Origin of the sequence: Bacillus changyiensis, assembly GCF_027706145.1 — a bacterium.
Classification (GTDB): Bacteria; Bacillota; Bacilli; order Bacillales; family Bacillaceae; genus Bacillus; species Bacillus changyiensis.
Window position 1 is genome coordinate 319,271 of sequence record NZ_JAQFWW010000001.1, and the last position, 18,648, is coordinate 337,918.

Here is an 18,648-nt window from a genome sequence, read left to right on the forward strand (position 1 = left end):
CTTTCTGTATGATGTAGATAAAGGAGGAATGAAATATGAATCAATTATTTTGTCAAAGCTGTGGAATGCCAATGAATGAAGAATTGTTTGGAACAGAAGCGGATGGGAGTAAAAATCATGAATATTGTCTTTACTGCTATGAAAAAGGTGCTTTTAAACAACCTGATGCCACACTAGAAGACATGATCAATCTATGTGTACCATATGTAAAGGAGGCCGGTAAGTCAGAAACTGAAGCAAGAACTTTATTAGAAAGTACACTACCACATTTAAAGCGTTGGAACTCAGCTGAAAAAACGGAAGGACAAACAGGATGAGCTTCTCGCATTTTGAGGTTTTAGATAAAAAGAGATTTGTCGGAAGGTCGACAGTGACTAACAATAAGCTTGAAATGTCGGGAGCAGGGAAAATACCCTCACTATGGAAAGAAAAAAATGAAGGATCACAGATCGCTTTATATTCAAATTATGAATCTGATGAATATGGCACATATACTTTCTCACTCGGCAGCTTTACTGAACATCAACCTGAACAATCAACCCTTAATGTGATCACAATCCCAGCTTCCACATATGCCGTCTTTGTTTCGCGACGGGGATTGGTAGAGGAAGTAGTGCTAGAAACATGGCAAGAAATTTGGACATGGGACAAAAAATCATTGCGGACATATACCGGAGATTTTGAAGTATATGATCATATAATGGATCAAAAAAATGCTCAAGTTGCGATTTATGTAGCTGTAAAAGATTGAAAAGTAAAAGGCACGGTAGCATAAATGATGTGCTCAGAGTGTTTTTGGAGCTCCTCGGTACTTACTGAACACTTCTTTTGTTGAATAGATGTCGACTCTTGCTGAGGAAAACTCGCCCGAATTCATCCAGAAAACGGGCGGGTTTTTTCTTTAACATTAGCCTTTTGGAACAGAATTTTCTGCATTAATATAACCTGCACCATAAATGTTTGGATCCCTGTCTTTCCAGAGATCAGTTCCGTTCTTTAAGAGACTTTTTACCTCATCAGGTTTTGCATTAGGGACTTGTTCAAGAATAAGCGCGGCAATCCCTGCACAAATTGGTGTAGCCATTGATGTACCAGACAGTTGTAAATAATCTGTACCAACTCGACTTGACTTTTTCAGTTTATCCAAGAAAGAACCAGGTGAACGTAGTGAGATAACATCAGTGCCCGGTACTAAAAGATCTGGTTTTGTTTTTCCATAAATTGTCGGACCTCTGCTTGAGTAAGGGGCTACAGTGTCATCATCCCGATTTAACGTGTCATGGTCATCCAATGAGCCGACCGTAATGATCTTGTTACTGACCCCGGGACTAGCAATTGTTTTAGCATCGGGACCAGAATTTCCTGCTGCTGCACAGACAACAATTCCAGCGTTCCACGCTGTTTCAACGGCTTTGACGACCGGATCTTCCTGTTCATTTTCGTATTGGATCGCTTCTGCTCCAAGGGACAATGAAATGATATCTATCGGATCATCCGGATTTTTTTCATTAAATTGAATACACCAGTCCACTCCTTGAATCACGTTTTCCAGTGTACCTGCTCCGATTTTGTTCATCACTTTTACTCCAATCAAATCTGCTTGAGGTGCAGGTCCACGGTATTTACCAGCAGAAGAAACTCCGTTTCCGGCAACATCACCGGCACAGTGGGTTCCATGACCATTATCATCATAGGGCTCCGTTTTTTGATTGACAAAATCTTTAAATGCTCTAATTCTTCCCTCAAGGTCTTGATGAGGGTATATTCCCGTATCCACGACCGCTACTGTTACCCCTTTTCCAGTTAATTTTTGCTGATTTCTGATGACTTCTTTTGCATGACTTGCTTCGACTGCAACATCCAATAACGTGTAGACTGTTCGATTTAAATAAACTTTGCGAATATCTTGGCATTGTGAGAGAAGAGACTGTAACACAGCAGGTGTGACTTCGGCACTGCAACAGTTGATATTGGGGAAATGATTTTTTAGTTTGTTTCGTCTCTTTTGTTGCATGACTTGATTTACAAACTGGCAACCTTGGTGATAGCAGTTGCCTTCAAATTCGATAATAACTGATAGTTTTTTATTTTTCATCAGCGTTTTTTCAAATAAACTGTGGAAGAAACAAGGTGTCCATTTAAAAGGTTTATAAAGGCCCAAAACACTTTCCCTAAGAGGGCGATCTAGTTTATGAGCGTTCGCTCTAACCATTTGAACCATATGCGACCCGAACATCATACCCACCTCTTTATTATTCTTTCTGATAATCTATGAAACAGAGGGGAATCTCGTCAAGTTGGTTGTCCTTATTACCGTAGAAAAGGGGATTTATCCGAAACTTTGGCAACAAAGAGGTAAAAGAATTTAAAATCAGGAAAGAACTTTTCGATAACTGGCTATAACACTTGTTATGTTGATGATGTTGTGAGTATTGTAAAGGTAGAAAAGAGGTGGATAAGTTAAGAAAAGGGGGATCTCATCTATATCCTATAACAGAGAAAAAGATAGCAATCTTATGACAAATCATGATAAAAGGAGAAATTCAATGTTTAATTTAAGTGGGAAAGTTGTACTAGTAACAGGTGCTACCAGGGGAATAGGGAAGGGAACTGCTATAACACTTGCAAAGAATGGAGCCATTGTATATTTTACTGGAAGAACGGAAAAGGAGTTCCAAGGGGCAGTAAATCTTGGAGGTTCTCTGCAAACGACAGAACAGGAAATTGACCGGGTAGGTGGTACTGGATATGGTATTAAATGTGATCACAAAGATGATATGCAAACAAAGATGGTCGTGGATAGGATTATTTCAGAGCAAGGGAAAATAGACATATTGGTTAATAATGTTTGGGGGGGATATGAATATTTTAATGATGGAACTGAATTTTGGAATGAAAACGGATTCTGGACAGTTCCAATTAGTCGCTTTGATAGTATGTATGAATCAGGTGTGAGAGCACACTACGTAACAACTGCCTATACCGTACCAACGATGATAAAACAAAAGAATGGACTTATCATTAATCTATCTTACTGGTCAGCAGAAAGAAACGATATGGGCGTTGCATATGGGATGGCAAAATCCGCAACTAATAAAATGACTGAGACAATGGCACATGAACTCAAAGAACATCATATTAGTGTGGTGACGATTTATCCAGGACTAGTAAGAACTGAGTCAGTCATCAAGGCAGCAGACTTTTTTGACCTATCTCATTCTGAATCAACAGAATTTGTTGGATTAGCGATATCCGCTCTAGCAACTGATTTAAATGTTTTGAAAAAGAGTGGAACAAAACAAGTAGCGGCCCAAATTGCATTAGATTACGGATATAAAGATATAGATGGGAAACAACCTATTCCATTAAATATAACAAATTGTCAATAGGGGAGAATATCAGCTGTGATTTTATGTATTTAGAATGACGAGATAAACTTGGAAAACAATTGTTTTCTTGTGAATTTTCTAGAAGGGTTTTCAGGTTTGTTAAAAGGAAATTCGTTATTTCACGCCATAGATAATGGAATGCTAACCAAACCTTGTGAAAAAAAGGCTCCCTGATCACGATGATCAAAGAGCCTCTCTGTTTTATTCAATTTTAAATTTTTTCGTTAAATCGCGTAGTTCTTCTGCCATTTGTTCAAGTGTCGCAGAAGATGAGCTGATTTCTTCCATGGAAGCCAGTTGTTCTTCTGCTGAAGCAGCAATGTCCTGAATGCTTGCAGTGCTTTCTCTGGAGACATCAGAAATCTCTTCAATTGCTTCTGATATTTCTTGAGAACCGCCAGATAATTGTTCAACAGCAGCATTCATCGTTTGCAGTTTACCCGCAATTTCGTTTGTCGTCTCATAAATGTGTTTAAAGCTTGCTTCAGTTTCTTCTGTGATCTTCAGTCCTGACTGTACTTCTTGGTTGACTGATTTGAACATATTGAGAGAGTGTTCAATTTCTTTGACGATATCTTGAATCAAGGTTTCGATTTCTTTGGCGGAATCTGCTGATTGAGCAGCTAATTTCCGTACCTCTTCAGCGACAACTGAAAAACCTCTACCTGATTCTCCGGCACGTGCTGCTTCAATCGCAGCATTTAATGCCAGCAAATTCGTTTGATCAGCAATACCATTAATAACACGCAAAATAGCTGTAATATCTTTTGATTTTGATTCAAGCCCGATCACAACACCTTCAGCTTGCTTGACTGACTGATCAATTGAATTCATTTGCCCAACAGTTTTTTGAACAAGCTCTCCACCGCTTTCAGCAATCTTTGTCGATTGAACAGATGATTCTGTGATCGATTCTGAGACATCATTCATTTCCCGTAACATGCCATTCATTTGATTGAGTTGATGTGAACTTGTTTCTACTTTTTCACTTTGGCTTTCTGCTCCGTCTGAGAACTTTTCAATTGCCAATGAAATATGTTCTGTTGCCTTGCTTGTTTGATCAGCGCTTGCTGTCAACTGTTCAGAAGATGACGCCACATTGGACACAGACTCTTGAATTGTACCGATCAATATCCGCAACGATTCAGCCATTTCGTTAAAACTTGTGGCAAGCTGACCGATTTCATCTTTGGAACGGACCTCGATTTTTTGGGTGAGATCACCATTACTAATCTGTTTTGCTGAGGATACTAGCTGATTCATAGGTTTGCTAATCCCTCTAATGATAAAGAAAATTAAAATACTGCCTAGTATAATTGCACCGATTAATACATAGATTGCCATATGGAGCGCGGGTTTTGCAGCATTTGAAATTTCTTCGGTAAACATCGTTCCACCGATTTTCCAGCCGGTCAATTTGTTTGTGGCAAACTCCATTCGTTTTTCTCTGCCCTCAAAAACATAGTCAAATGCACCATTATCTTTACTGTACATTTGTGTGACCCAGTCACCTTTTCCTTGAGTGCCGGCTTTAATTGATGGATGAGCGACATATTTTGTATTGGCACTTGAGATAAAAGCAAATCCTTCTTCACCAAGTTTGACTTTATTTGATGCTTCAATTAATTTATCAATATTAACGTCAAGGCCAACAACACCCGATCCGTCTTCATTTGCTTTGGCAATTGTAATCACCATATGACCTGTTGATGCAGACTCATAAGGCTCTGTCACAATGACTTCGCCTTTTTTCTCAACAGCTTGTTGATACCAGACCCTTTTTTGTGGATCATAGTCACTCGGCATTTTCCGATAAGGCTGGTTAACATATACGCTATCTTTTGACCCTGTAAAAATACCTTCAACATCTTTATTTTGCGCTTTGTATTGGTCAAGCTTTGCTCGCAAAGTTTTTTGCCCTTTTTCTTTATAGGCTTTTTCATCTATTACTTTACTAAAATATGTAATCGTTTCTGCTTTTTTCTCAAGGTTTTGGTCAATCAGCTGATTTAATTGATCAACACTATTTCTTGCACTTCTCATAATTTCTTCTTCAAGCGATTGGCTTGCTGTATGATATGAGCTAAAAGCAAGTACTAAAATAGGAACTGTTAAAATAAAGAAAAATGAAAACATGAGTTTTCTAGAAATTGACGGACGAAATATCCGGTCTAATACTTTTTTCATAATCATGACTCCTTTTTTTAAACTATGGAATTTATATCGGTCAATGATCATGTTTTTATAAGTTTTTAACTTATAAAATGATTGAGTTGAATTCCTATTTATGTCCCATCCGTTTTCGAATAAAATCAACAACAATTAATAATAGTGGAATGATAAATCCGAACAAGGGAAAGACAGAACGAAGAGCGGTTTTTCCTTGTTCCATATGGGCGATAAAATTTTCCGCGATGGCAAATGAAAGAGCTAAGATGATGAGGCTAATGGGAATCACTAATTTTCTGGAATTTTTAAGATGAAACAAATCTCCTGCACACTTAACGGCTGCAAAGGCAAACACAGCAACTTTGAAGAAAGCTCCAATCACAAGTAAGATCACAGCAAATCCTTGTAAACCCTGAATAAATCCAGCTATATTAATTTTTTCGACAAACTGGAGAAATGGAAATGTGGCAGTAGATAAATTTGCTACCCCTAATGTTGTCAATTCGAAAGTAATTGTCACTGTTAAAATCAAGCCGCTTAAAATCGTCGCAATTAGTCCATATTTCATGCCTGTTTTAGGTGTATTTAAAAACGGAAAAACGGCAATAAAACAAATTAATTCGCCATGTGGAAAAAAAATACGATAGGGAAACACAGTGTTCAAGACTGGTTTCCAACCATTTTCTAAAACAGGTAGCAGATTTTCTGGACGAATCACATCTGAACCAATGATTGAGATAAAGGTCAAGGTAATCATAAAAAAGACTAACACAATGATTAATTCCCCAGTCCTTGCTAAAACTTCTATTCCGTGATATAAAGCATAGCTAACGAGCAGCATTATAATTGCACTAACAGCAAACATGGGTGTTCGATCATATTGCAGTAACAACAGCTCAGAAGCGTCACGTAAATCCCTTGATGCACCATAAATAAAAAACACGATATATAAAAGACTAACCAGATAACCGAGATACTGTCCAAAAATTTTTCGGATATATTGAGTTGGCAGTAAATCCGGATATTGATGATAGAGGTAAAAATAATGGAGCAATAACACGATACCGCCTGCTAAACCTAGCAATTCTGCAAGCCAAGCATCTTGTTTGGCTTCTACTCCTAAAGGAACAATTAATGCTGTTCCTAGCTCAAATAAGACAATTAAAGTAAATAATTGGTAGGGGCTAATCTTCGCTTTCTCCATGTTGCTTCAACCTCCAGCACACACCTATATATCTTCAGTCATTAACAAAAATGATTGTTTATAAACAGTTTGATGAAAGGGTATGATCTTTATAAATAATGGAATATTAATCATAAAATGATAAAACGGCAGGAGAAATGATGAAATTTTTCAAAAAACGATACAATCAATATTTAGAAAATGTGAACCAGCAAACTGCAAATCAAGAAGGCGGGCTTGAAGAATCTCTTAAAGATAATATTAGAAAAATTCAAGATGCACTTGGCAGAAGCGATGATATTGTCACTAGGGAATTCCGAATCGGAAAGGGTGGAAGTCTAAAGGCAGCGATCATTTATTCAAGTGGCATAACGGATGGGCCTTCTATCCAAAATTTTATCTTGGAATCGTTAATGCTCAATTTACGTGGAACGGACATTTCTTTGGAAGACAATCCACTTAATCTGATCGAAGAGTCTGTTTTAACAGTCAGTGATTTAAGAAATTTAACCGATTATAATACGCTATTTGACGCACTTTTAACAGGGCATGTCATATTATTACTGGATGGCTATCGGCGTGCATTTGCAATTAATATGAAAGGCGGAAAAGACCGCGGTGTTCAGGATGCATCAGTTGAAAACACTGTTCGTGGTCCAAAACAAGCGTTTGCCGAAAGTTTACGGACGAACACGGCACTGCTTAGACGCATTATTAACGATCAAAACCTCTGGTTTGAAACAAAAAAAATTGGTACTGTAACTAAAACAAAGGTTTCTTTTGCATATATAAAGGACCTCGCCAATGACAAAATTGTCGAGGAAGTCCGAAGACGTCTTGATCAAATTAAAATCGATAGTATTTTGGAAACGGGCTATATTGAAGAGCTTATTCAAGATGAAACGTTTACACTGTTTCCAACGATCTTTCACACAGAACGACCTGATGTTGCAGCAGGTGAAATGCTTGAGGGTCGGATCGCGATTTTTGTTGATGGAAGTCCACATGCGTTAATAGTCCCGGCATTGTTCGTTCAGTTTTTTCATACAGCTGACGACTATTATCAACGGGCAGATATTACGACACTTCTCAGAATTCTGCGTTATATTGGGTTCTTCATCGCACTTTTTGGACCATCATTATACATAGCGATCACAACTTTTCATCAGGAAATGCTGCCAACACCGTTGCTTGTTAACTTGGCGGCTCAGCGCGAAGGGGTTCCTTTTCCGGCTTTTATTGAAGCATTTTTAATGGAAATCACCTTTGAAATTCTTAGAGAAGCTGGTGTTCGCATGCCAAAAACAATCGGACAAGCTGTTTCAATTGTTGGGACACTAGTAATCGGGACCGCGGCGGTTGATGCTGGAATTGTTTCTGCCGCCATGGTCATTGTTGTTGCGGTTACAGCGATATCTAGTTTTATTGTCAGTTCCTTTAATCTGTCAATTTCAGTGAGAATCCTGAGATTCATCTTTATGGGATTGGCCGCTTCTTTTGGTTTGTTTGGAATGATTACCGGTTTAATCGCTCTTGCCATTCATTTATGCAGTTTGCGCTCATTCGGTCTGCCTTATATGGCTCCATTTGCTCCATTTATTCTTGTTGATCAAAAAGATGCGATTTTCCGACTGCCACGCTGGTTCTTATTTTCCCGTCCGCGTCTCATCAGCCAAAAAGATATCAGGCGTGAAGAAACTCCATCACCAAAGCCTGGTTCAGAAAAACAGAAGAAATGAAAGACAGAAAGGAGAAACGAGTTGAAAAAAACCAGCATATTAGTGTTGTCTCTTTTGCTTTCTGTTCAGCTTTTAACAGGATGCTGGAATAGATTAGAATTAAATGAGTTGGGAATTGTCGGTGGGATGTCGATCGATAAAAAAAACGGAAAGCAAGTTGTTACAACGCAGGTCATTAATCCTGGACAGGTTGCGGCTAAACAGGGTAAAGGACAGGAAGCACCGGTGATTACTTATCGGGAAAAAGGAGACACCATTTTTGAAGCGATCAGAAGAATGGCAAAATCGGCGGCTAGACGATTATATTTTTCCCATTTACGGATTCTCGTTATTGGCGAGGACTTGGCGAAAGATGGAATTGGAAATATCCTTGATTTTGTATCGAGGAACCATGAATTTAGACCTGACTTCTTCATTGTCATCGCCAAAAAAACAAAGGCAGAGGACGCATTAAGAGTTTTGACAGCATTAGAAGAAATACCAGCAAATAAACTGTTTTCAGCCCTTGAAACATCTGAAAAGGTCTGGGCGCCTTCCATCACATTAAAACTGGATAAACTCATCTCAGATACTGTAAATGAGGGAATTAATCCTCATGTTACTGGATTGCGCGTGATCGGGAGCACTAAACAAGGACAAAGAACAGAAAACATACAACAAAGTGACCCAGAAGTCAAACTGAAATATGATGGTATGGCCATTTTTAAAGATAATAAACTGATCGGTTGGATGAATGAAAAAGACAGTAAAGCAGCTAACTATGTATTAGGTGATGTCAAAAGTACAATTCAAGAAGTATTTTGTTCAGGGGGGAGGGGGAAAGCAGCAATTGAAGTGATTCATACGAAAGCTGATGTATCGACGAAACTTAAAAATGGCTCATTAAAAGGAAACGTTCAAATCAATGTGGAAGCCAATGTTGGCGAAGTTCAGTGTAACCTTGATTTAACAAATTCAAAAACGCTCGATTATTTAGAAAAGAGGGCAAACAAGCGGCTGAAACAGCAGATTGCCAAGGTCATCAAAAAAACTCAGAAGGAATTTAAATCCGATATTTACGGATTTGGTGAAGCTTTACATCGTTCACATCCAAATTATTGGAAAAAAGTCAAAGGGAACTGGAATGAGAAATTTACGACTATGCCCATCAAAGTTCAAACAAACATAAAAATTCACCGAGTCGGTATGATTGGCAAACCACATGATAAGTCTAATTGACAAAGACTTCCTCTATTCGTATACTGTTGTATAACTACATTGAAAGGAAAAGGTATAGGGGACATGGACCATTCATCTTATTTTCCAGCGTTTTAATTTTAAAAAACGGAAACTTGGAAAATAGGATGAATCTGCCCTTTTATGCCTTTTTGGCGTCTGCCTTTACGTAAGGTTATTCATTCTGTCACCATGCATAAAATTGGCATATTTTTCTCTTCCAAGTTTTTCGTGAAGAGGTTTTTTGTTTTGCCATTAACATGTAAGAGGTGAGATGATGACAGTTTTAATGAAAGTAAGCGGTTTACAAAAAAGTTTTGGAGATCAACACGTTCTAAAAAACATACAGTTCCAAATCAAACAGGGCGAACGAATTGGTTTAGTCGGATTAAACGGAACAGGGAAAACAACCATCGCAAATATATTATCAGGTCATGTAGGAGCTGATGACGGATCTATTCAAACAGAAAGCAGCCTTAAAATTGGTTATTTGGAGCAATCAATAGACTATTCCATCAATGATTTCTATCACATTTTGACTGAAGATGGCAATGGAGATTTATTTCAGATGACAAGTCAGCTGGGACTAGAAATTCAGAACTGGCAAAACGAGAAGATTCATCATTTGAGCGGTGGAGAGAAATTAAAGTTAGCTCTCGCTTCTGTTTGGAAAACAGCTCCTGATCTTCTGATCCTTGACGAACCGACAAATCATCTGGATTTAAATGGGATCAATTGGCTAATTGAAGAACTGAAAACATTTACAGGCGCTGTATTGATGATTTCCCATGACCGGTATTTTTTAGATCAATCAGTTTCAACTATTTTCGAACTTGAAAATGGAGAGTTGGATGTTTATCAAGGAAACTACTCTGCATACAACAAAGAGAAAAAACGGCTTTTTGAAGTGTACCTCCATCAATATAAAGTTCAGCAAAAACAAACAGACAAAATCGAATCGCAAATTGCGAAGTTTCAAAATTGGTCTGAAAAGGCCCACCGGGAATCAACTAAAAAGGATGGTTTTAAAGAATATTACCGGGTAAAAGCTAAAAAATTAGACAATCAAGCCAAATCGAAAATAAATCGGTTAAAAAAAGAACTTGAAAAACACAAACTAGAAAAGCCACAAGAAGAAGCAATCAATTTTCAGTTTGTTTCAAGTGAAAAAAGAGGTAAACGGATATATACGGCTAAAAATGTTACAAAAGCATTTAATGGACGAATGTTGTTTACAAACAGCAACTTTTATATTCAGCATGGTGAGAGGATTGGATTAATTGGGCATAATGGTTGTGGAAAAACGACTTTGATTCGGATGATGTTAGGAATGGAACAAGCTACAGATGGAACACTGTGGAAAAGCCCATCTGTAAAAGTTGCGTATTTAAGTCAAGATGTCTCTGATCTAAAGGAAGAGCAATCGGTGAGAGAAATACTACAATTATCTGATGAGCAAGAAATAAAAAAAGCGCGAACCATTTTGGCTAACATGGGGATTAAAAAAGAACGATTTCATCGAAAAATCGAAACGTTTAGCTTGGGCGAACGGACAAAAATCAAACTGGCATCCTTGATGTTAAAGGACTATCATGTTCTGATTTTAGATGAACCAACTAACCATTTAGATTTACCGAGCAGAGAGCAGCTTGAAGAGACATTATTAAAATTCGCTGGGTCGATCATCATTGTTTCACATGATGTCTACTTTATAGAAAAATTGTGTGACAAGTTTCTTATATTTGAAGAGGGGTGTATTAAACGGGTTGAAACAGGAATGCAAGTAGGTCAACAAAGACAAAAGCAGCCTATAAAAGAGGAACTTCTCAAAATCGAAAATCGTATCGCTGTCATCCTCGCGGAGTTAGCAGACCTTTCTCCTCAAGATCAAAAATATGCTGAACTGGATCAAGAATATTTAATACTGTTAAAGAGAAAACAAACACTTGATAAACAAATATAAGAAATAAAGCCATTTTCGTTTTATACGGAAATGGCTTTTTAAAACTAGTGGATTAAATTACCACATTTATAGAAGTCATCCAAGGTAATAATAGGATAAAGAAAAGAATTGATGAAGGGTGATCAAAATGTGGAAAACAATTTTATCCTATTTTCCAGACTGGGTGATTATCATGCAGGCTTTTTTGACTTTTTTGGTTCCGTATGGCATCTCAAAAGTATTTCATTGGTTGCGTGCGCCAGAGGGTGAGTGAATAAATGAGATGGTGGAAGTCGAAGACAAGACGAATCAAGCGGCAGTCTGCTGAACAAAATCACCTTAAAAATCCGGTACCATCACTTGACACGACTGGTTTTATGAGTGGAGATTATCAACATGATCTGGACATGATCAAGGCCGAAATAGGAGACCAAGCAGATGTCAATTTCCGTGAATTTGAGATCGGACGTACAGGTCTCCGGGCGGCAATTGTTTTTATTAATGGTCTCTCAGATAAAGAACTAATTGATCAACATATTATGAAAATGTTAATGGCTGATTTCTCTAAAGAATATAAAATAGAGATTTCGAAGATAGAAAATCATCTGTCTGATCTGATCAAAAAACAAATCTTATCGATCAGTACGGTCACAGAGGTCAATCATATCAACTCGTTAGTACAAGAAGTGCTGATGGGTGCGACAGCGTTGTTAATTGAGAGTTCACAAGAAGTATTTATGTTAGGAACAGCAAAGGGAAATAGGAGAAATATTGAAGAGCCTGCATCAGAAGCTTTAGTTAGAGGGCCACGTGTAGGTTTCACAGAATCGCTTAGTACAAACACATCATTATTAAGACAACAAGGTAGAAATCAAAATCTGTCGCTCATTCATTCTCAAGTCGGAAAAAGGTCTAAAAAAAGTCTTGTTATCGCTTACGTTAAAGAAATTGCAGACCCGGAGATTATAAAAGAAGTACAAAAAAGAATTCAAAAGATTGACATGGATGCTGTTCCTGAATCTGGATATGTTGAGCAGATGATTGAAGATAACTATCTCAGCCCATTTCCACAAGTGCAAAGTACGGAACGTCCTGATCGGGTGATGGCAGCTCTAATGGAAGGTAGAGTTGCGATTCTCTTGGATGGGACACCTTTTGTATTAATTGTCCCTGTTACTTTCAGTATGATGTTGCAATCGCCTGAAGATTATTATGAGCGTTGGATCGCTGGGTCACTTGTCCGTATGTTAAGATTTGGTGCGGCAATGGCTTCACTGCTAGGTCCTGCACTATATATTTCGTTTATTTCTTTTCACCCAGGTTTGATTCCCAGTGAACTGGTCGTTTCCATTACCGGATCAAGAGTAGGAGTACCGTTTCCTTCTCTGATTGAAGCACTGATTATGGAGATAGCCATTGAAATTATGCGTGAAGCAGGTTTGCGGTTACCTAAGCCAGTAGGTCAAACGATCGGAATTGTCGGTGGTCTCATTATTGGAGAAGCTGCCGTACAAGCGGGTATCGTCAGTCCGATTATGGTCATTGTCGTTGCGGTCACAGCGATTTCTTCATTTGCCATTCCACAATATAGCGCGGGAATTTCTTTGCGAATGCTAAGATTTGTGGCCATGATCTGTGCCGCTATTTTTGGATTGTACGGTGTGATCATGTTTTTCCTCATGCTTGCCAGTCATGCAGTGAAGCTAAAAAGTTTCGGTGTTCCATATGCAGCACCTGCTGTTCCATATCGCTTTAATGATTGGAAAGATTTTGTTATTCGAATGCCACTTTTAATGATGAAACGCAGGCCGAAAATGTTGAGACCGCAAGACACGAAAAGAAAAGAATAAGACAGGGAAAGGAGTGAGCCATTCATCATGAACAAGTCGGACGAACGTCTTTCCACTACACAAACAACTGGTCTCATTTTTAATTTCGTGCTAGGGACAGGAATTTTAACACTTCCGCGAACATCGGTAACAGAGGTAGGGACACCTGATGTTTGGCTGACTCTTGTTTTTGGGGGAATCATTGCACTAACGGCCGGATTCTTCATGATCAAACTGAACAAACAATATCCTGAAAAAACCTTTTACGAATATACTCAGGATATTACCGGCAAATGGATCGGATATTTGATCGGTTTCTTATTTGCCAGTTATTTATTAGCCCATGCCGGTTTTCAAATTCGTTCGATGTTGGAAATTACACTTTTCTTTTTATTAGAAGGGACACCTCGTTGGGCACCAGCGATGATTTTTATTTGGGTGGGTCTGTATTTGGCGATCGGCGGCATAAACCCGATTGCTCGCCTGGTTCAAATTGTTTTTCCGATCACAGTGATCTTGTTTTTGTTGGTAATTTTGATGAGCTTCGGCATTTTTGAATTGGACAATTTACGCCCTGTATTAGGTCAAGGCATTTTACCAGTGCTAAAAGGAGTGAAAGTGACCGCCCTTTCCTTCTCAGGACTGGAAATCGTGCTCGTTTTGATGCCGTTTATGGCACAACGGGACAAATCGATGCAGATCGTTTTAGTAGGTACAGTTGTTCCGCTGCTTTTTTATATGATAACCGTTGTGATGGTCATTGGTGCTTTATCAATTGATGGAGTTGTTGCCCGGACATGGCCGACAATCGATTTGATGCGAAGCTTTGAAGTGGAAGGGTTAATCTTTGAACGTTTCGAGTCTATGTTGCTCGTCATTTGGATTATGCAGCTGTTTAATACATTTGTTATTTCCTTTTACGGTGCTGCACTAGGCCTCTCTCAACTTTTCAAAAAAAATCTTGGACAGGTGTTGTTTGGTTTACTTCCTGTTATTTACTTGATTGCCATGATGCCAAAAAATATTAATAACATGTTTGCATTTGGAGACTTGATTGGAAATAGCGGGGTCTGGATCGGCGGAGTATTACCTCTAATCTTGCTATTGATCTCAAAGATGAGGAGGAGAAAGCATGAAAACAATCACTAAAATACTTCTTTTTTTTTCTATTGGTTTGCTCTTTTTTTTAAGCGGATGCTGGAGCAGCCGTGAAATTGAAGAACTGGGCTTAACATTTGCGATTGGGATGGATAAGGGGGAGGAAACCTCCATTGAAAAAAAATTTAATAATGTTGGCGGTAACTATCCGAAACATGACGAGATTACATTAACATATCAATATGTCAACCAACAGACAGCAGGTTCAAAGGCTGCTGGTGGAGTCGGCGGCGGAGACCAAAAATCGTATATTAACGTTTATCAAACAGGTGATGCCACTCAACAAAATGTAAGAGAAATAGCGTTGCGGAAAGACAGACCTGTATTTGGACCCCATTTAAAGGTGATTGTCGTGGCCGCTGAGCTGCTTCGTACATATTCATTAGAAGAATTACTTGATCAATATCTTCGCGATGATGAAATAAGACCAAGCAGTCTTGTCCTTGCGACAAGAGGGAAAGCAAGAGATACATTAGAGTTAAAGGACGTAGGTGAAATGCCAGCATTTCGCTTACGGGAAATTATTAATAATCGATATCGAGCAAAAAAGATTTTGCCTCCAATCACACTTGCCAAATTAACAGGTACGCTTAGGAATGGATCAAGCTATTTGCTGCAAAATGTTGCTGCGGCTGATGGTGAAATTAAATATGCTGGAGCAATAGCAGTCAACGGAAAAACAAATAAACTGATCGGTTATTTAGACGAGCATGATTTAGATGGTGTGATGTGGATTAAAGGCAAGGGGACCGGCGGTACTGTAACAAGTTATGAGGACAAAACAAAAAAACTCACCGTCTATACAATCGAATCTTTAGAAAGTGAAATCAAGCCGATTGTCAAGGGAAACCGGCTTTTAGCATTTGATGTAAACATTACATCAGATGGTCATCTTGCAGAAAATAGGATCTTGGCAGAAAAAGCTTTTGATAATAAGTTTTTAGAAAGAGTCGAAAAAAATTCTGAACGAACAGCTCGTCAATCAATCAAACACTCGATTGACAAAATGCAAAAAGAGTACAAAGCTGATTTAGCAGGATTTGGAAATAGTGTAAGAATCCATGAGCCAAGACTGTGGGAAAAACTGAAGAAAAATTGGGATGAAATATTTACTGAGATTCCGATCAACTATCATGTAGACTTGACAATTAAAGATTATGGAACAGTAGGTGATCAGTAATAGATTCAATTCAGGAGAGGTGGTGATATTTCGCTATGATTCGTTTTCAAGATAAAATATCAACTTCACAGGCGATCGTTGTCTTTGTCAGTTATACGATGGCAGCAGGGATTCTCAGTTTGCCGCGAACAGGTGCAGAAGCGACTGGGGCACCAGATGTTTGGCTTGCCGTCATTTTTGGTGGTATCATTACTGCCATTAGCGGGATCATTTTAACAAAACTGAGTCAAGAATACCCAGAAAAAACCTTTTTTCAATATGGTGACCATCTTGTTGGGAAATGGCTCAGTATATTAATCAGTCTGTTTTTTATTGAACACTTTGTGACGATTGCAGCGTTTGAAGCGCGAATTATGGCAGAAATGATTGGCTTTTATTTACTCCGTAAAACGCCTCACTGGGCGATCATCATGGTGATGATGTGGGTTGGATTTTATTCCATTAAAGATGGAATGGGATCTATTGCTCGTCTATTTGAAATCATTTTTCCGATTACAGTCATTATTTTTATCACGGCTATTTTCATGAGTGTTGGTATATTTGAACTTGACAATTTACGTCCCGTTTTGGGAAAAGGTATCATACCTGTGCTAAAAGGAACTAAGTCAACAACACTTTCCTTTATCAGCGCAGAAGTCATGGTTTTTTTGATTGCCTTTATGAAAAAACCGGAAAAAGGTGTTAATGTTGTTCTGATTGGGATAACGATTACAATGTTCATTTATCTCGCCACCGTTGTTTTTGTTATCGGTGCATTATCTATTGACGGAGTAATGGGGAGAACATGGCCGACAATTGATCTGATGAGAAGTTTTGAAATTTCCGGATTAGCGTTTGAACGGTTTGAATCATTGTTTCTAGTCATCTGGATTATGCAGTTATTTTCGACATTTGCCATATCTTATTACACCGCATCACTTGGTTTAAGTCAGCTGTTTAGCAAAAAAATAAGATCGATCATGTATGGTGTATTGCCGGTTATGTATTTGATTTCATTATATCCTAAAAATGTAAATGGTGTTTTTTTATTAGGTGATTATGTTGGTTATGTAGCAGCTGTTTTATTCGGGGTCATACCGATCCCGCTATTCATCATCGCCAAAATAAGCAAGAAAAAAGAGCAAACATCCGAAAAACACTCATAACAAAAGCTGGAGAATCCTCCAGCTTTCAGTCATTATTTTTTCGCCCTTAATTGGACGCGATCTTTCGGCATCAACAGAACGAATAAAAAGGCTGCTGACGCGGGTACAATGACCCATGTAAAGGTATGTACAATCGAGCTTGATAAGGCTTCCGTAATCCGATTTAAAATTTCAGGTGGAATGGATGATCTTGCACTTGATAAAATCTGACCAGCATCATTTGGAGAAGAAAAACCCGTCATTTCAGATTGATTAAAAAAAGTTGATAATTGATCTGAAAAACTGTTTTTCTGGATGATACCAAATACACTGGCCCCGATTGTCATACCAAGTGAGCGGACAAAGTTACTCGTTGAAGTTGCTGAGCCACGCTGGCTTTGATCAAAATGATGAATAGCGGCCATACTCAAGACAGAGAAAGAAAACCCGACACCTAAGCCAACAACAATCATATAAAGTGTTAATAACAAACGGGGAGTTTCCATATCTAATGTACTTAATAATGAAAAACCGCTGATCAGGATAAGCCCAGAGATCATCATAATGTTTCGATAACTCATTTTTGTTGTTAAGAAACCACCAAGTTGGGCTGACACAACAGAACTGAGCATCATTGGCAAAAGAACAAGCCCTGAGTTCGTCGCAGATTCGCCATAAACGCCTTGGACAAAAATGGGGATCTGCATCGTTGCCGAAATAAATGTTCCTCCATAGAAAAAGCCGACAAGTGTACTTCCAGCAAACAGCCGGTTTTTAAACATTTGCAAAGAAACAATCGGTTCACTCACTTTTCGTTCAATCATAAAGAAACAAGTAAATAATAGAGCAGATCCTCCAAAGAGCGTGAGAATGACACTTGAATCCCAAGCATATTGTTGACCGCCAAGTTCAAGTGCGAACATGAGACATACAACTGCTCCCACAAGTGTGACGATACCAAACCAGTCAATTTTATGTTTTTCGTGCTGTTTTGCTTCTTTGTAAAATAAGAGAATCAAAATAAAAGAAATAAGACCAAGTGGTAGATTAATGTAAAAAATCCAATGCCAACTGATGTGATCTGTAATATAGGCACCGATGAGAGGGCCGAAAATACTGGATAGCCCAAAAACAGCTCCGAACAGTCCTGATACTTTGCCTCGTTTTTCAAGGGGAAAAATATCAAAGATAATTGTAAAGGCAATCGGAATGAGTGCACCACCGCCAATGCCCTGTATCGTTCTGTAGATGATCAGTTGTTCAATATTTGTTGCTGTTCCACATAAAGCAGATCCGGCCATAAACATGAGACTACCAAAAAGAAAAAAACGTTTGCGGCCATACATATCAGATAACTTCCCAAAAATCGGCATGCCAGCCATTTCGGCGACCATAAAAGCGGATACGACCCAGACAAAACTGTCAAGTCCACCAAGATCGCCAACGATTGTGCCCATGGCAGTCACAACAATGGTGTTGTCCATTGAAGCCATAAAAATCGCCAGCAATAAACCCGCTACAATCAATCCTAACCTTTGATGTTTAGTATGTGACAAAGTAACTGCGCTCCTTTAAACAAATTCGACCTTAACATTCACGCTAAGATATTATGATTTTAAAGAAGAGCCTTCCATAAGTCAAGAAAAAATAAAACAAATGTTCGATTGTTTTATTAAAAGAAGCAGGGGAGAGACATTGAATGTTTCTACTAGACCTAAGA

At 38.5% G+C, this 18,648-nt stretch carries 15 protein-coding genes; 11 read left to right on the forward strand and 4 right to left on the reverse strand.

Translation table 11 applies throughout. From position 1 onward, the window contains the following. The first annotated feature begins 35 nt into the window (after window positions 1-35). Both PDT38_RS01730 and PDT38_RS01735 read left to right on the forward strand, forming a co-directional pair. Window positions 36-317, forward strand: a complete 282-nt coding sequence (locus tag PDT38_RS01730) for a zinc ribbon domain-containing protein (RefSeq protein WP_270798575.1) — start codon at window positions 36-38, stop codon at window positions 315-317. After that, on the forward strand, window positions 314-751 hold the full coding sequence (locus PDT38_RS01735) for a GyrI-like domain-containing protein (RefSeq protein WP_270798577.1): 438 nt from the start codon (window positions 314-316) through the stop codon (window positions 749-751). The genes PDT38_RS01730 and PDT38_RS01735 overlap by 4 nt, the downstream gene beginning before the upstream one ends. 156 nt (window positions 752-907) lie before the next feature. Here the strand turns inward: PDT38_RS01735 and PDT38_RS01740 are convergent, their stop codons facing one another. Further along, entirely contained in the window at window positions 908-2,236 is a 1,329-nt protein-coding gene (locus PDT38_RS01740) for a S8 family peptidase (protein WP_270800089.1), read from the reverse strand. Window positions 2,237-2,546: 310 nt separating this feature from the next. On the opposite strand from PDT38_RS01740, the gene PDT38_RS01745 reads away from it, so the two are divergent. Continuing rightward, window positions 2,547-3,389 (forward strand): SDR family NAD(P)-dependent oxidoreductase, encoded by an 843-nt coding sequence (locus tag PDT38_RS01745; RefSeq protein ID WP_270798579.1) that lies wholly within the window; start codon window positions 2,547-2,549, stop codon window positions 3,387-3,389. 201 nt (window positions 3,390-3,590) lie between these two features. Here PDT38_RS01745 and tlpB read toward each other — a convergent pair whose 3' ends face one another. Both tlpB and PDT38_RS01755 read right to left on the reverse strand, forming a co-directional pair. Then, window positions 3,591-5,576 (reverse strand): methyl-accepting chemotaxis protein TlpB, encoded by a 1,986-nt coding sequence (tlpB, locus tag PDT38_RS01750; protein ID WP_270798580.1) that lies wholly within the window; start codon window positions 5,574-5,576, stop codon window positions 3,591-3,593. A 94-nt stretch (window positions 5,577-5,670) separates the two neighbouring features. Next, complete coding sequence (locus PDT38_RS01755; RefSeq protein WP_270798582.1) at window positions 5,671-6,762, reverse strand: GerAB/ArcD/ProY family transporter; 1,092 nt, start codon at window positions 6,760-6,762, stop codon at window positions 5,671-5,673. Window positions 6,763-6,902: 140 nt separating this feature from the next. Between PDT38_RS01755 and PDT38_RS01760 the strand changes: the two genes are divergently transcribed. The 8 genes from PDT38_RS01760 to PDT38_RS01795 all read left to right on the forward strand — a co-directional run bounded on the left by PDT38_RS01760 (window position 6,903) and on the right by PDT38_RS01795 (window position 16,949). Further along, a complete protein-coding gene (locus PDT38_RS01760; protein ID WP_270798584.1) occupies window positions 6,903-8,480 on the forward strand; it encodes a spore germination protein in 1,578 nt (525 codons plus the stop codon). A gap of 21 nt (window positions 8,481-8,501) precedes the next feature. Continuing rightward, window positions 8,502-9,698 (forward strand): Ger(x)C family spore germination protein, encoded by a 1,197-nt coding sequence (locus PDT38_RS01765; RefSeq protein ID WP_270798586.1) that lies wholly within the window; start codon window positions 8,502-8,504, stop codon window positions 9,696-9,698. A 274-nt stretch (window positions 9,699-9,972) separates the two neighbouring features. Next, complete coding sequence (gene abc-f, locus PDT38_RS01770; RefSeq protein ID WP_270798589.1) at window positions 9,973-11,658, forward strand: ribosomal protection-like ABC-F family protein; 1,686 nt, start codon at window positions 9,973-9,975, stop codon at window positions 11,656-11,658. A 127-nt stretch (window positions 11,659-11,785) separates the two neighbouring features. Then, window positions 11,786-11,911 carry a hypothetical protein gene (locus tag PDT38_RS01775; RefSeq protein WP_270798591.1) on the forward strand — a complete coding sequence of 42 codons (126 nt, stop codon included), beginning with the start codon at window positions 11,786-11,788 and terminating at the stop codon, window positions 11,909-11,911. A 4-nt stretch (window positions 11,912-11,915) separates the two neighbouring features. Next, entirely contained in the window at window positions 11,916-13,487 is a 1,572-nt protein-coding gene (locus PDT38_RS01780) for a spore germination protein (protein WP_270798592.1), read from the forward strand. A 24-nt stretch (window positions 13,488-13,511) separates the two neighbouring features. Beyond that, on the forward strand, window positions 13,512-14,615 hold the full coding sequence (locus PDT38_RS01785) for a spore germination protein (protein ID WP_394356232.1): 1,104 nt from the start codon (window positions 13,512-13,514) through the stop codon (window positions 14,613-14,615). After that, window positions 14,599-15,804 carry a Ger(x)C family spore germination protein gene (locus PDT38_RS01790; protein ID WP_270798595.1) on the forward strand — a complete coding sequence of 402 codons (1,206 nt, stop codon included), beginning with the start codon at window positions 14,599-14,601 and terminating at the stop codon, window positions 15,802-15,804. The genes PDT38_RS01785 and PDT38_RS01790 overlap by 17 nt, the downstream gene beginning before the upstream one ends. A gap of 35 nt (window positions 15,805-15,839) precedes the next feature. Next, on the forward strand, window positions 15,840-16,949 hold the full coding sequence (locus PDT38_RS01795) for a spore germination protein (protein ID WP_270798598.1): 1,110 nt from the start codon (window positions 15,840-15,842) through the stop codon (window positions 16,947-16,949). 32 nt (window positions 16,950-16,981) lie between these two features. Here PDT38_RS01795 and PDT38_RS01800 read toward each other — a convergent pair whose 3' ends face one another. After that, the gene (locus tag PDT38_RS01800; RefSeq protein ID WP_270800090.1) at window positions 16,982-18,421 is read right to left on the reverse strand and encodes an MDR family MFS transporter; all 1,440 of its coding nucleotides are present in this window, start codon (window positions 18,419-18,421) and stop codon (window positions 16,982-16,984) included. Window positions 18,422-18,648 lie beyond the last annotated feature (227 nt).

What these genes read in the sequence shown, in the direction of transcription:
- PDT38_RS01730 (WP_270798575.1), top strand. Translation starts at nt 36, where the DNA reads ATGAATCAATTATTTTGTCAAAGCTGTGGAATGCCAATGAATGAAGAA.
- PDT38_RS01735 (WP_270798577.1), top strand. Translation starts at nt 314, where the DNA reads ATGAGCTTCTCGCATTTTGAGGTTTTAGATAAAAAGAGATTTGTCGGA.
- PDT38_RS01740 (WP_270800089.1), bottom strand. Translation starts at nt 2,236, where the DNA reads ATGTTCGGGTCGCATATGGTTCAAATGGTTAGAGCGAACGCTCATAAA.
- PDT38_RS01745 (WP_270798579.1), top strand. Translation starts at nt 2,547, where the DNA reads ATGTTTAATTTAAGTGGGAAAGTTGTACTAGTAACAGGTGCTACCAGG.
- tlpB (WP_270798580.1), bottom strand. Translation starts at nt 5,576, where the DNA reads ATGAAAAAAGTATTAGACCGGATATTTCGTCCGTCAATTTCTAGAAAA.
- PDT38_RS01755 (WP_270798582.1), bottom strand. Translation starts at nt 6,762, where the DNA reads ATGGAGAAAGCGAAGATTAGCCCCTACCAATTATTTACTTTAATTGTC.
- PDT38_RS01760 (WP_270798584.1), top strand. Translation starts at nt 6,903, where the DNA reads ATGAAATTTTTCAAAAAACGATACAATCAATATTTAGAAAATGTGAAC.
- abc-f (WP_270798589.1), top strand. Translation starts at nt 9,973, where the DNA reads ATGACAGTTTTAATGAAAGTAAGCGGTTTACAAAAAAGTTTTGGAGAT.
- PDT38_RS01775 (WP_270798591.1), top strand. Translation starts at nt 11,786, where the DNA reads ATGTGGAAAACAATTTTATCCTATTTTCCAGACTGGGTGATTATCATG.
- PDT38_RS01780 (WP_270798592.1), top strand. Translation starts at nt 11,916, where the DNA reads ATGAGATGGTGGAAGTCGAAGACAAGACGAATCAAGCGGCAGTCTGCT.
- PDT38_RS01790 (WP_270798595.1), top strand. Translation starts at nt 14,599, where the DNA reads ATGAAAACAATCACTAAAATACTTCTTTTTTTTTCTATTGGTTTGCTC.
- PDT38_RS01795 (WP_270798598.1), top strand. Translation starts at nt 15,840, where the DNA reads ATGATTCGTTTTCAAGATAAAATATCAACTTCACAGGCGATCGTTGTC.
- PDT38_RS01800 (WP_270800090.1), bottom strand. Translation starts at nt 18,421, where the DNA reads ATGGCTTCAATGGACAACACCATTGTTGTGACTGCCATGGGCACAATC.